Genomic DNA, 12,876 nt, shown 5'->3' on the forward strand with positions numbered 1-12,876 from the left:
CCTTTAACCTATGTTTGTCCAAGAAAGGTTAGAACTATTTGACCGAAGAGAGTGTACGCCCTCCTGCCGCTTTTTGCAGACGGTTCATAATGGCAGAACCAACACCCTGCTCTGAAAAGGCTTCTGAAATGATCATGTCTACATCCGTCTCATCAAATTGTCTCAGCACACGATATAGGTTTGCAGCAACAGTTTCAGGCTTCTCTCTCCATCCACAACAGTAAACAACATCTGCCGTAAACAACGATTTCTTTTCTTCTGTTGTGAGTACACCAACTTTTTTCCCCTCAGCCTGGTACTTTTGAATGTGACGCTGCATCTCTTCATCACTTCCATAAAATATATACATATGTGCTTCAGGTGCATAATGTGTGTATTTCATCCCTGGCGATACTGGTGCCTCGTCCTTTTTCGTTAACCCTGGATCGACGCTGACTGTCCCCACTACTTCTTCTAAAGCTTCTTTTGTAATACCGCCCGGCCTTAAAATCACTGGAATTTCGTCTACACAGGATACAACCGTTGACTCAACGCCAATACCAGTAGAACCACCATCGACAATCCCAGCAATTCTTCCATCGAGATCACTCGCTACATGGTCAGCTAGTGTCGGTGATGGTTTCCCTGAGCGATTGGCACTCGGTGCGGCAATTGGCAGACCAGCTGCTCGGATGAGTTCAAGTGCAATGGGATGATCAGGCATTCTCACGCCAACTGTGGATAGACCCGCTGTGACCTGCTTTGATAAAGTGCCCGGTTTACATGGAAGAACAATGGTTAAGGCACCCGGCCAAAAGGCATCCATCAGCGCCTTCGCTTTTTCATTTTCTATTTGTGCAAATTCATGAAGCTGCTGAACGTCCGCAATGTGGACAATCAACGGATTATCACTTGGACGCCCTTTCGCTTCATAAATTTTCATGACGGCCTCTGTCTCTTTCGCATTTGCCCCTAGTCCGTAAACGGTCTCTGTCGGGAAAGCGACCACTTCGTTTTGCTGTAACAGCAGGGCTGCCTGTTCAATTTGTGGATAGTATGTGGATAAATCCTTTTCTAAATCCACAGACCACCTTTTTGTATTTAACATCATACAAACTCCTTTTAAAAAAGATAAAACTGTTGATATATCTCAATTATCCTTTTGAAAGTATAAAAGATGACGCTAAATAAAACAAGCGTTGTCCACAATTTGTGGATAACGCTTGTTTAACAGTGGATAAGTATGTGTATAAGTCCAGTGTTTTGTGATTAACTGACCTTTTTTTGCAGTACCACGGCCTGTTCTTTCCCCAATGACTCTTTTGCATGCGCAGATACCAACACGCTATCCGGAATGCTCTCTAAAGGTGTGAATCCCATTAATGCTAAAAATTCATGTGAGGATGAATGGTTTGCTACGACATAAAAGGTATCCACACCTATTTTTTCTCCCAGCGTTTGAACACTTTGGAATAAAGAAACAATGTGCCCCTGACCAAGTTTATCTGAAATGACAAGTGACCGCAGTAACCCCTCTTGTTCATTTAGCCGTTCAAGACCTAAGCAGCCTGCCAGCTGCCCGTCCCCATCTTCCATGACAACAAAAGTCGTACACTCTGCAATCGTTACTCCGCCTTTCGCTTGTCCCTTTTCAAGAAACGCATTGATAGCTGGGGCATCATCTTCTGTGGCTATTCTTAATTGATAATACATGCTTTCACCTCTTTTTGATCTCTTACTTCAACTCTATGAGGCAAAAACAGATTTATACCTTTTTTAAGAGAAAAGACTAGAGACCCATTCGAACAGAAAGAATTTCACTTCTCCAGTCTCTTCCTCCTCTTCTTTCACCACTTCATTGACGGACTCACCTGTTTGCTGCTCTGCCACTTGGTCTTCACCATCCCCTTCTGGCGAGGCAATCGCTTCTCCATTTGAAAAGTCGATAAAGCAGAGAGGCGGGAATAACACACACCACCAATTGGCTCCGTCCCCTTCCCCAAGCGTAATTAAAATGGCTTCATATTTCCCAGCAGGATAGACGAAATTTCCATAAAGCTTTGTTGGAAAAGAAGCTTTTTGAAAACTCACTGATACGGATTGATCAATGTGTTGTTCTTTCAATTTTGCTTTCGCAATACGATTGATTTCTGGCAGCTTTGAACGAATGACACGTCTTGCTTCTTCAATGGATGTCAGGTCTTTGACCCACTCGGTCATATTGGCATTGACCTCATCTCGAATGCTTCTTTTCACATCCTGATCCGCCGATCGATCACTATTTGCTAAAATTCGCAATCGAATCGCTTCATCTGGTATCACAACAGGCTTGTTTGCAGAAGCAGCCGCTGTCTCCTCCCGGCCAAGGTTTGCAAAAGCACCGCATAATAATAGAAACATATAAAGACAAATCATCATTTTACTTTTCAACATGATGTGTTCCCCCCACTTTTTCTCTTCGCTACAAACATTGTGTCCAGGAAACTCATCTCTTAAACAGCAAACATGATTTTTTTAATAGATTCTGAGTCAAACTTCCGTTCAGCGTAATAGAAAGCCCTTGAAGTCTAGGAAGGACGAGTTCCGGAGCGAATGAACGATTCGTTAGCACCGGCACGTGATAAAGAACATGAGGGTTTGTCTACACGCTGAAAAGCCGTTCAATTTAAGAACGGCTTTGGAGTGAGGATTGGTAGTCAGAGGGGTACAGTCTCCCATCCCAATCACGGCTGATTTTCAAACCTGATTCTGTTTGGATGACAGTCATTGCCCCCTTTTTCTCAATTTCTTTTTTGATTTTTCCGTTTTGATCAATAAATTGAATGATCATTTCATAGTCAAATTCAATTCTGTCATCGCTTTCATCTGAAGGCGTAAACTTAATTTTTTTCAGCTTAATTTGACAATCTTGATCCTTGGCTGCTTCTAATACGTTTGGAAACATGCTGTCTTGTGTATATTCTTGATATTCATGCTCGGTTAAATAAAACTTCAACTTCTCCTTCATGTCAGATAGGTCATCCGTTCGATTCACTGTGTATTGTGCTTTTTTATAGCTTTCTCCAAATGCTGCTGCCTCTTTTTTAAAGCTCGGTTTACCGCAAGCACTCACAATCAATAGTACACTGACGATGACCAACACCATCGCATACCTTCTGTTCACACCATTCGCTCCTTCAAAACAAATTTATGTAAAAAAATCATGATCAGAATGTTCATTCTTTTATATATACGTTTCTCTTTTACCATAAGTTTCATCTTTACATAATAAAATAGTCCGACTTTATTCAGCCGGACTTTTCGTTTTGAATGTGTGCGCAAACAGCTCGGTCCTTCTCGTTAATATCCTTAACGATGCGAACATCAGCTGCAGGAAATGCCTGCATGAGAAGCGCTTTTACATCTTGCGCTTGCGTGTGTCCAATTTCAAAGACGACCACCGCCTGCTCGCTCAGTACGTTGTGGAGATCATGAACGAGCCGCTGGTAAAACCACAGACCGTCACGTCCATCCGTCAGCGCATTGACTGGCTCATGCTTTGTGACAACCTCTGATAGACTGTCCATTTCTTCTACGGCAATATAGGGTGGATTGGAAATAAACAAATCCACTTTGATGCCTTGATCTATGACTGGTTCAAGTAAATCTCCATGTAAAAAATGAACGTCTGCACCAAGCGCTTGTTGATTCCGCTTCGCTACCGCAAGTGCATCACGTGAGATATCAGTCGCTGTGACAGATAGAGATTCCTTTTCAAGAGCTAACGTAATGGCGATTGCCCCGCTTCCTGTGCCAACATCAACTGCTTTGAGCGGCTGATCGTGCGGGAATACGTCACCTGCCATATTGAGCGCTGCCAGTACGACTTCTTCCGTTTCAGGGCGAGGAATGAGCACATGTTTGTTCACCTCGAAGGGACGACCATAAAAGAATTCAATGCCTGTTAAATGCTGCACAGGCACTCCAAGTTTGTGCTGTGTGACAAACTCGCTGAACAGTCGATCTTTCTCTTCTGGCAGCGGGTCATGAAAACGCGCAAGAAGTTCACTTCTGCTCCATCCAAGTACATGCATCAGAAGAAGCTCTGCTGCATTTCGATCTCTACCGGCTTCCGTTAACAAAGAAGAAGCCCATTTAAGGGCTTCAAAGATCGTTCGCTGATTATTTTGCATTTTGAAGCTTTCTTGCTTGGTCTTCCATAATTAAAGCATCTATGACCTCGTCAAGTTTTCCTTCTAAAATTTGATCAAGCTTTTGAATCGTCAACCCGATGCGGTGGTCCGTTACACGGTTTTGCGGGAAATTATACGTACGGATACGCTCTGAACGATCCCCTGTTCCAACAGCAGATTTACGTGTTTGATCATATTCAGCTTGTGCTTCACGCTGGAATTTATCATAAATTCTCGCCCGTAACACTTTCATTGCTTTTTCTTTGTTTTTGATTTGCGACTTCTCATCCTGACAGGATACAACGACACCTGTTGGAAGGTGAGTTAATCGAACAGCAGACATGGTCGTGTTTACACTCTGTCCGCCAGGTCCGCTTGATGTGAAAGTATCTACACGGATGTCTTTTTCATGGATATCAATTTCAACTTCTTCAGCCTCAGGCAAGACAGCAACTGTCGCTGTTGATGTATGAATCCGTCCGCCTGATTCTGTTTCTGGAACACGCTGCACGCGGTGAGCACCGTTTTCAAACTTTAGTTTGGAATATGCGCCTTTCCCACTGATCATAAAGATAATCTCTTTATAACCGCCAGTTCCAGTCACACTCGCTTCCATGACTTCCGTTTTCCAGCCTTGCATTTCAGCATAACGGCTATACATACGGTAAAGATTTCCGGCAAAAAGCGCGGCCTCTTCCCCTCCTGCTGCACCACGAACCTCCACAATAACGTTTTTGTTGTCGTTCGGATCTTTCGGGATCAGCAAGATTTTCAGCTCGTCTTCTAAACGTTCCGTTTCCTCTGTGAGCTCTGAAATTTCTTCTTTGACCATGTCGCGCATCTCGGCATCCAGCTTTTCTTCCAGCATTGCTTTCGCTTCGCTCAACTGGTCGTATGCCGCACGATATTGTCTATATACCTCAACAGTTTCTTGAATATCAGATTGTTCCTTCGAATATTCACGAAGCTTCTTAGGGTCGTTCACCACTTCAGGATCACTTAAATATTCATTTAGCTTTTCATAGCGTTCTTCGATTGATTTTAAACGGTCTAACATGGTCTTCACCTCTGTTTTGTGCGTAACAGTCTAATTATAGTATAGCGGGGTATGACAGTCAAAAAAATTTCCAAAACAATTGATTTTCTGCGATTTTTCGCTAGAAAGCACGATCTTTGGCGATTGGTTACTTGTTTTGTCTAACGTGAAGGAACAGGTCCTCCCTGAAGAGAATGGTACTTATAATTGAAAAAAGGGAGGGCATTTGGTTTGAATACAAATGAGGTTGCAAAAGAAATTGGTGTTTCTTCAAAAACGATTCAGCGTTGGGTTAAACAGCTCAACATCCCTGTCGCCCGGAATGAACTTGGACATTATGAATTTCATGAAGATATTGTACAGCTGCTAAAAGAAGTCAAACACCAAATGAGTGAAGGGGTGATCCTCCAAGACATTCGACTGCCAATCCATGAGGAAACAGTTCGTCAGTTATCGTCTGCTGTAGAAACTGATGAATCTACACAAAGGTTTGAAGCATTAGAAGAGCAAGTGAAGCAGCTACTTCAGCAGCAATCACACGTCCATGACGTTGAAGTGCGTTTACAAGAGCTCGAACGGAAACTGGCTAAAAAAGCAGATGAAGGTGTGTCCTATCAGCTGCTCCAGCATCGTAGAGAAATTGAAGATTTAACCACTAAACTTGAACGCCTCGCAGCCACACTCAAACAACCGTCTCAAGTAGAAGAAGACAAGGAAATCGAGCGCCCTAAGATCAAAAAGAAGCGTATGCTTTTCCCTCTGTTTCATTCATTTCGCTAAGAAAGGCTGCCTGGTTAGGCAGCCTTAGATTGTTGACAAAGGGCTAAAATAATCTTTATTTTAGCCCTTTGTCTTCTTTTCAGCGTGATAGAAAACCTTTGCAGTCTAGGAAGGACGAGCACTGGAGCGGAGCGAATTTGATATTCGTGAGCACCAGCGCGCAGGACTGACAACGAATGCGAGGGTTTGTCTACACGCTGAGGCTGCCTGGTTTGGCAGCCTTTCTACTATATTATACGGTAAGTGCAATAATGATCGGTAATGTAATTAATGACATGATTGCACTGATGACAAATGCGGATGCAGTCTCCGCTTCTTGTTTTTCAAATCGTGTTGCGATCATCGCTGCAACGGCTGAACCTGGGAAGGCAACAAGTAATACAGCTTTTGTAATTTCATCTGCCGAAAGACCCATAAGAATGGCGATAAAATACATAAGTAATGGTTGTACAGCTACTTTTAGCAATGCGATACTGAATGCTGGTAGGCTGAATTTAATCTTACGGATACCAACAGTGACACCGACTGCAAATAGCGCAACCCCTGATGTAACACTTCCAATTTCCTCTAACATTTCGTGTCCGATTTCAGGAAGTTTAAACCCTAAAAGAACAAGAATGATACTCGCTAGTGGTGCAAGTGCAAGCGGCTCTGATAAACCGTGCAAAATGGCTTTTGTTGTCATTTTCAAGAAGCTTTCGCCGTCTTTGGCTTTTCCTTTTGTTTTTTCACCGACAGTTGACACAATAATCGCAATTGGATCAAGCAATGCATTTACAACTATTCCGGTAATTGCAATCGGAATTGCAACTTCTTGGGCCCCAAATAAACTGCCTAGGACCGGAATCCCCATAAATGCAAAGGTCGGTTGAGCTGAGTTTAACGAAAAGATAGATGAATCTGTTAAATCATATTTAAAAGCAAATTTCGTAACAAGAAGGATAATGATATAAAAACCAACGATTCCTAAAATCAATGCAACGAAGAACGGAATTTGACTATAGAATTTATCTTTTGGTGTTGACAGAATGCTGGCGATAAAGTGCGCTGGCAAAGCATACTTTGTAACAAGTGTGCTTACACCTTTTGCAGATTTAGCGTCATAGCTGCCGAAGTTCCCTGCGAACCAACCCAGCGCGATAACGAAAAAAATCGGTGCTAGGAGGATCAAAATATTTAAAAAGTCCATCTTACTATTCCTCCTTAAATCCTTTACATGTTTCAATTTATTGCGGCATTGTTTAGATTACCCTAAACAACGCCGCATGACATATTTTATTATGCTCTTACAATTTTTTTATATTCAGGAGTCCACATTGCGTCTTTCACAGCTTGTTCGATGTTGTCAGGCGTTTTTCTTGCGACCCCATCTTCAATTGCTGCTTTCGCTACTTCAATTGCCACATGGATTGACACTTCTTGCAATTTATCAATGCTTGGAAGTAGGCCAGCACCTGGTTTTTTGTGATCAACCATTTCAGCGATCGCATTCGCAGAAGCGACGAACATTCCTTTTGTGATGATTTTTGATTCCGTTACGATAGAACCAAGACCAAGTCCTGGGAAAACGAAGGCATTGTTTGATTGTCCGATTTCATGTTCGATGCCATTATACTCAACATTTTCGAATGGGCTTCCTGTTGCAACAAGTACACGGCCGTCTGTCCATTTAAATAGATCCTCTGGCACTGCCTCAGCAAGTGGTGTTGGGTTAGACATTGGCATGATCACTGGACGTTCTGTATGAGCTGCCATTTCTTTAATGATTTCTTCAGTGAATGCGCCGCCTTGACCTGATGTACCGATTAGGATCGTTGGCTTCACTTTGCGAACGGTTTCTGCAAATGAAATTTGTCCTTTTTCATCACGAGCCCAGCCCTGAACTTCGTCAGATGAACGAAGATACGGTTTTTGGAAATCAAGCACTTCATCTTCAAATTGATCTGTTAACAATCCTCTGTAGTCTAATGTCCAGAAGGCATTGTTTGCTTCTTCTTCAGTCAGACCTTCAAGTACCATTGTGTCACGCACTTGATCTGCGATTCCGATACCAGCTGAACCAGCTCCAAAAATCACAACACGGTGATCTTTCAATTGAGTACCAGTTTTCTTGACAGCGGCAAGTACTCCCGCTAAAGTAATGGCACCAGTACCTTGAATATCATCATTGAATGTTAAGATGTTGTCGTTGTATTTTTTCATGATGTTACGCGCATTTTTGTTTCCAAGGTCTTCCCAGTGAAGCAATGCTTTCGGGAAGAATTTAAGTGCTGCTTTTACATAAGCATCAATGAATTCTTCGTATTTTTCACCTTGTACACGTTTGTGGTGGTTACCGATGTATAATGGATCATTCAATAATTTTTCATTGTTTGTTCCAACATCTAATACAACTGGAATCACGCGGCTTGGATCAATACCTGCTGCTGCAGTGTAAACAGCTAATTTACCGATTGCGATGTTGATACCACCAACACCCCAGTCACCAATTCCAAGAATACTCTCAGAGTCAGTTGCAACGATTAGATCAATATCGCCAGCTGTTGCATGTAAGTTTTCAAATGCTTTCTCAATGCCGTCAATGTTGTCGATTGAAAGATAGACACCATGAGGTCTTCTGTATTCATGGCTGTATTCTTGAATCGCTTCACCAACAGTTGGCGTGTAAACAACAGGGAGCATTTCACGAAGCTTGTCTGTAAGAAGCTTGTAGAACAATACTTCGTTACGGTTTTGCAAATCACTTAAGTATACGTTTTGACGAAGACGATCTGGCTGAGCTAGAAATTGCTTGTACGCTCTCTCCGCTTGCTGTTCTAAAGTCAGAACAGTTGGAGGAAGTAATCCTTCTAGTCCAAGCTCTTGTCTTTCTTCTTCAGAAAAAGCAACGCCTTTGTTCAACGTTGGAATCGATAATACATCTTTACCTGTTAAAGTGGTTTCGAGGTACCCTTCTTTTGTTTTCTTCACGTTGTTCATCAAAAACTACCCTCTTTCTAAAATATAAATAAAGTTAACTATTAATCAAAAGAATGATTAAGGAGAAAAATCCTTAATCAAAAAAATTATGACAAGAAATCGAACTTTTCGTTAAAATGCTTTACACTACAGTTAGTCATTTTATGCCTGCTTATGCTAAAACGCAAGCGTTGAAAATTAGATAATTTTTTCGTAGTGTTATTTAATTTATTTAAGTACAAATGATGGGTGTTCATCCAAAATCTCAAAAACAAAACACAGCGGCATTTGCTATTTTTTTAATTGTCAAGTGTTGTACCAACGTCAAGTCTTGGTACTTCATGGTGATGTCTGCATCGTGCTTCGTATGATTCCTGCGCACCTACTAAAATAATGGGATCATCATAGGATGCGGGTTTACCGTCGATCAAGCGTTGTGTTCTACTCGCTGGGGAGCCGCATACCGAACAAACTGCTTGAAGTTTTGTTACAAGCTCTGCACATGCCATTAAATGCGGAACAACACCAAATGGCTCTCCTCTGAAGTCCTGATCCAGGCCTGCAACAATGACTCGGTAGCCTTTATCAGCCAATTGAGTGACAATATCAATGATTGTCTCATCAAAAAATTGCACCTCATCAATGCCAATGACATCGGTTCTTTCTGATATGTGCGTTATTATGTCTTTTGGTGAGGCTACTGCAATCCCATCTACTGATGAACCGTTATGTGACACAACTGAGCTTGTACTATATCGGTTATCGATCGCTGGTTTGAATATTTTTACTTCTTGTTTGGCAAAGGTGGCTCTTTTGACTCTCCGAATCAATTCTTCCGACTTTCCAGAAAACATACTACCGCAGATGACTTCAAGCCAACCGCTTTGTTTCATCACATACATAAGGTCTTCTCCCCCGTTTTAAAGTTCCATCAATCCACGTAAAAAAACAGGCAAGAACGGATTCCTGCCTGTTTATTGTATCTATTATTACTTAAGACCGTATTTTTTGTTAAAGCGGTCAACACGTCCATCAGCAGAAGCGAATTTTTGACGGCCTGTATAGAAAGGATGGCACTCAGAGCAAATCTCGATGCGAACCTCTTCTTTTACTGATCCAGTTTCAAACTCATTTCCACAAGCGCATTTGACTGTAGCTTTTTTGTAGTTAGGATGAATTCCTGTTTTCATCTACTGTCATCTCCTTCCGCCCTGAATCCAATTCGGAAACAGAGTTAATATCTCAGAATAAATTCTGAAACGCACATGATAAAATTATAACAGCGAGAGTCTATGATTGCAAATGTATTTTTTCAGGAAGTTATCTTCTTGATGCAGACATATTTGCTTGTTTCCATTCTTGCGTTAAAATATCGAAAAATTCTTGGTTTGTCTTTGTTTTTCTCATTTTGCGCATGAACTTCTCAGCGAAGTCAGGTGTATCTGACATCGATTTTCTCATCGCCCATAGACGATCAAGATGCTCTTTTGGCACAAGCAGTTCTTCTTTTCTCGTACCCGAACGTCTAATGTCGATCGCTGGGAAGATTCTTCTCTCTGCAAGAGAACGGTCCAAATGAAGCTCCATGTTTCCAGTTCCTTTAAACTCCTCATAGATCACATCATCCATACGTGATCCAGTATCAACAAGGGCAGTAGCTAAAATCGTCAAGCTTCCGCCTTCTTCGATGTTACGCGCAGCACCAAAGAAACGTTTCGGGCGATGGAAAGCCGCTGGATCAATCCCCCCAGAAAGCGTTCGGCCGCTTGGTGGGATGACAAGGTTGTATGCACGAGCAAGCCTTGTGATGCTGTCCATTAAGATGATGACATCTTTTTTATGTTCAACAAGACGCATGGCACGCTCTAATACAAGCTCTGCTACTTTAATATGGTTTTCCGGTACTTCGTCAAAGGTTGAACTAACAACATCCCCTGCAACAGAACGTTCGATATCTGTTACTTCCTCCGGACGTTCGTCAATAAGAAGGACAATCAGTTCTGCCTCTGGATGATTTTCAGAAATGCTGTTGGCAATTTCTTTGAGCAGAATGGTTTTTCCTGCCTTAGGCGGCGCAACGATTAATCCACGCTGTCCAAACCCAACTGGCGCCATCATATCCATAATTCTAGTAGACAGGTGATTAGGCTGTGTTTCAAGAATCATTTGGCGATCAGGAAATAGCGGTGTGAGTGCAGGAAAGTGAACACGTTCCTTTGCTGATTCTGGGTCATCCCCATTTACCGCTTCTACATGAAGGAGGCCATAGTAGCGTTCATTCTCTTTTGGAGGTCGTACCTTTCCAGACACTTTATCTCCATTTCGTAAATCAAAGCGTCTGATTTGTGAAGCAGAAATATAAATATCTTCAGAACTTGGGGAGTAGTTAATCGGTCTTAAGAACCCAAAGCCCTCAGACTGAATAATTTCAAGAACCCCTTCCATAAATAAGAGATCCTCTTGCTCAGCATTTGCCTTTAGAATGGCAAAGATTAATTCTTTTTTTGTTAGTTTGCTGTAATAAGAGATTTTGTAGCGTTTTGCTAACTCATACAGCTCTTTTAATTTCATATTTTCCAAAGATGAGATTGAAACATCTTTCAATATGGACACCACACTTTTCTAGTCAATGTATTTCATTACAAATGCATGACCATTGTATTTGATTAGCTTTTTAATTCCTTTTTTGTTGGGATGACCTTGCTCTAATGGTAACGCTCCACTCGTTTTATCGTGATAGATAGAAACAATGTGGAATAGAGCTTTGTCAACATAGAGAAGGATAAAGAGTATATCGTCATGATGCGGCAGTATTTAAACTTGTTGAAGCTTAAAAGAAGTAAATTCGCAGGAAATTTCGCAGCACTCTTTAGTTTTACCTCATTTGAAGAGAATATTCAACTTTAAACAGAAAATGATATACATTTGAAACCTATATGAAAAGCGGGTAATGAATACCCGCTTTCTGATTACGGACGAATGAAAAGATTCGGTTTTTTCTTTAAGCTGTGTCTGCCATCAACGAATCGAACAGTACCCGATTTCGCACGCATGACAACACTTTGTGTTGTTCCAACAGAGCCTTTGAATTGAACACCTTTTAATAACTCGCCGTCCGTTACACCTGTCGCTGCAAAAATGGCATCGTCTCCTTTTACGAGGTCTTCCATTCTTAGGACTTTCCCAACATCCAGCCCCATTTTCTCACAGCGTCTCTGCTCTTCTTCACTTTGAGGAAGAAGCTTACCATGGATTTCACCACCAAGTGCCTTTAACGCGACAGCAGAAAGGACACCCTCAGGCGCTCCACCTGAACCAAATAGAATATCAACACCTGTGTGATCAAATGCTGTATTAATGGCTCCTGCAACGTCACCATCATCGATTAGTTTAATTCTTGCTCCTGCTTCTCTCAGCTCAGCAATAATTTTCTCATGTCGACCTCTGTTTAAAATTGTCGCAACAACATCTTCAATATCTTTGTTTTTCGCTTTTGCAACAGCGCGAAGATTATCAATGACAGGCGCTTCAATGTCGATGCAGCCTACCGCTTCTGGACCTACTGCGATCTTATCCATGTACATATCAGGTGCATTCAGCAAGTTGCCATGATCTGCAACCGCAATGACAGCTAAGGCATTCCAGCCGCCGCTTGCCACAATATTTGTTCCTTCTAATGGATCAACAGCGACATCCACGCGAGGTCCATATCCGTTGCCAAGCTTTTCCCCAATATAAAGCATTGGTGCTTCGTCCATTTCTCCCTCGCCGATGACGACTGTTCCCTTCATCGGAATGGTGTCAAACACATCACGCATTGCACTTGTTGCAGCATCATCCGCTTCGTCTTTCTTTCCTCTTCCCATCCAACGGGCAGATTTTAAAGCGGCTGCTTCTGTCACCCGTACTAGTTCCATCGATAAACTTCTTTCCATTTTTGTCCAAATCTCC

13 protein-coding genes are annotated in these 12,876 nt (G+C 42.0%); 1 reads left to right on the forward strand and 12 read right to left on the reverse strand.

The annotated features are described in order from the left end of the window. Positions 1-34 precede the first annotated feature (34 nt). From ACYH0L_RS17055 to prfA, 6 genes are all read right to left on the reverse strand, one after another. The gene (locus ACYH0L_RS17055; protein ID WP_482354178.1) at positions 35-1,087 is read right to left on the reverse strand and encodes an L-threonylcarbamoyladenylate synthase; all 1,053 of its coding nucleotides are present in this window, start codon (positions 1,085-1,087) and stop codon (positions 35-37) included. Positions 1,088-1,248: 161 nt separating this feature from the next. Beyond that, positions 1,249-1,692: a GNAT family N-acetyltransferase gene (locus tag ACYH0L_RS17060; RefSeq protein WP_099726509.1), complete on the reverse strand. Its 444-nt coding sequence runs from the start codon at positions 1,690-1,692 to the stop codon at positions 1,249-1,251. Between the two features lie 63 nt (positions 1,693-1,755). After that, entirely contained in the window at positions 1,756-2,412 is a 657-nt protein-coding gene (gene spoIIR / locus ACYH0L_RS17065) for a stage II sporulation protein R (RefSeq protein WP_482354179.1), read from the reverse strand. A 232-nt stretch (positions 2,413-2,644) separates the two neighbouring features. Next, positions 2,645-3,124, reverse strand: a complete 480-nt coding sequence (locus ACYH0L_RS17070) for a hypothetical protein (RefSeq protein WP_283775101.1) — start codon at positions 3,122-3,124, stop codon at positions 2,645-2,647. A gap of 142 nt (positions 3,125-3,266) precedes the next feature. After that, entirely contained in the window at positions 3,267-4,151 is an 885-nt protein-coding gene (prmC, locus tag ACYH0L_RS17075) for a peptide chain release factor N(5)-glutamine methyltransferase (RefSeq protein ID WP_482354180.1), read from the reverse strand. Next, positions 4,141-5,208 carry a peptide chain release factor 1 gene (gene prfA, locus ACYH0L_RS17080; protein WP_034660298.1) on the reverse strand — a complete coding sequence of 356 codons (1,068 nt, stop codon included), beginning with the start codon at positions 5,206-5,208 and terminating at the stop codon, positions 4,141-4,143. Before prfA ends, prmC begins: the two co-directional genes overlap by 11 nt. A 210-nt stretch (positions 5,209-5,418) precedes the next feature. Between prfA and racA the strand changes: the two genes are divergently transcribed. Continuing rightward, on the forward strand, positions 5,419-5,967 hold the full coding sequence (racA, locus tag ACYH0L_RS17085) for a chromosome-anchoring protein RacA (protein WP_099726513.1): 549 nt from the start codon (positions 5,419-5,421) through the stop codon (positions 5,965-5,967). A 232-nt stretch (positions 5,968-6,199) separates the two neighbouring features. Here racA and ACYH0L_RS17090 read toward each other — a convergent pair whose 3' ends face one another. The 6 genes from ACYH0L_RS17090 to glpX all read right to left on the reverse strand — a co-directional run bounded on the left by ACYH0L_RS17090 (position 6,200) and on the right by glpX (position 12,860). Then, positions 6,200-7,156 carry an AEC family transporter gene (locus ACYH0L_RS17090; protein WP_099726514.1) on the reverse strand — a complete coding sequence of 319 codons (957 nt, stop codon included), beginning with the start codon at positions 7,154-7,156 and terminating at the stop codon, positions 6,200-6,202. 89 nt (positions 7,157-7,245) lie between these two features. Beyond that, entirely contained in the window at positions 7,246-8,946 is a 1,701-nt protein-coding gene (gene malS, locus ACYH0L_RS17095; RefSeq protein ID WP_230030614.1) for an oxaloacetate-decarboxylating malate dehydrogenase, read from the reverse strand. 278 nt (positions 8,947-9,224) lie between these two features. Then, positions 9,225-9,827, reverse strand: a complete 603-nt coding sequence (locus tag ACYH0L_RS17100) for a thymidine kinase (RefSeq protein WP_099726516.1) — start codon at positions 9,825-9,827, stop codon at positions 9,225-9,227. 87 nt (positions 9,828-9,914) lie between these two features. Beyond that, complete coding sequence (gene rpmE / locus ACYH0L_RS17105) at positions 9,915-10,115, reverse strand: 50S ribosomal protein L31 (protein WP_003215407.1); 201 nt, start codon at positions 10,113-10,115, stop codon at positions 9,915-9,917. Positions 10,116-10,245: 130 nt separating this feature from the next. Next, positions 10,246-11,529 carry a transcription termination factor Rho gene (gene rho, locus ACYH0L_RS17110; RefSeq protein ID WP_008354975.1) on the reverse strand — a complete coding sequence of 428 codons (1,284 nt, stop codon included), beginning with the start codon at positions 11,527-11,529 and terminating at the stop codon, positions 10,246-10,248. Positions 11,530-11,894: 365 nt separating this feature from the next. Beyond that, on the reverse strand, positions 11,895-12,860 hold the full coding sequence (gene glpX / locus ACYH0L_RS17115; RefSeq protein ID WP_099726517.1) for a class II fructose-bisphosphatase: 966 nt from the start codon (positions 12,858-12,860) through the stop codon (positions 11,895-11,897). Positions 12,861-12,876: the final 16 nt, after the last annotated feature.

Source organism: Bacillus sp. MC1252 (assembly GCF_056838025.1).

Coding starts and splice junctions, on each gene's coding strand:
- ACYH0L_RS17055 (WP_482354178.1), bottom strand. CDS start 1,087: ATGTTAAATACAAAAAGGTGGTCTGTGGATTTAGAAAAGGATTTATCC.
- ACYH0L_RS17060 (WP_099726509.1), bottom strand. CDS start 1,692: ATGTATTATCAATTAAGAATAGCCACAGAAGATGATGCCCCAGCTATC.
- spoIIR (WP_482354179.1), bottom strand. CDS start 2,412: ATGTTGAAAAGTAAAATGATGATTTGTCTTTATATGTTTCTATTATTA.
- ACYH0L_RS17070 (WP_283775101.1), bottom strand. CDS start 3,124: ATGGTGTTGGTCATCGTCAGTGTACTATTGATTGTGAGTGCTTGCGGT.
- prmC (WP_482354180.1), bottom strand. CDS start 4,151: ATGCAAAATAATCAGCGAACGATCTTTGAAGCCCTTAAATGGGCTTCT.
- prfA (WP_034660298.1), bottom strand. CDS start 5,208: ATGTTAGACCGTTTAAAATCAATCGAAGAACGCTATGAAAAGCTAAAT.
- ACYH0L_RS17090 (WP_099726514.1), bottom strand. CDS start 7,156: ATGGACTTTTTAAATATTTTGATCCTCCTAGCACCGATTTTTTTCGTT.
- malS (WP_230030614.1), bottom strand. CDS start 8,946: ATGAACAACGTGAAGAAAACAAAAGAAGGGTACCTCGAAACCACTTTA.
- ACYH0L_RS17100 (WP_099726516.1), bottom strand. CDS start 9,827: ATGTATGTGATGAAACAAAGCGGTTGGCTTGAAGTCATCTGCGGTAGT.
- rpmE (WP_003215407.1), bottom strand. CDS start 10,115: ATGAAAACAGGAATTCATCCTAACTACAAAAAAGCTACAGTCAAATGC.
- glpX (WP_099726517.1), bottom strand. CDS start 12,860: ATGGAAAGAAGTTTATCGATGGAACTAGTACGGGTGACAGAAGCAGCC.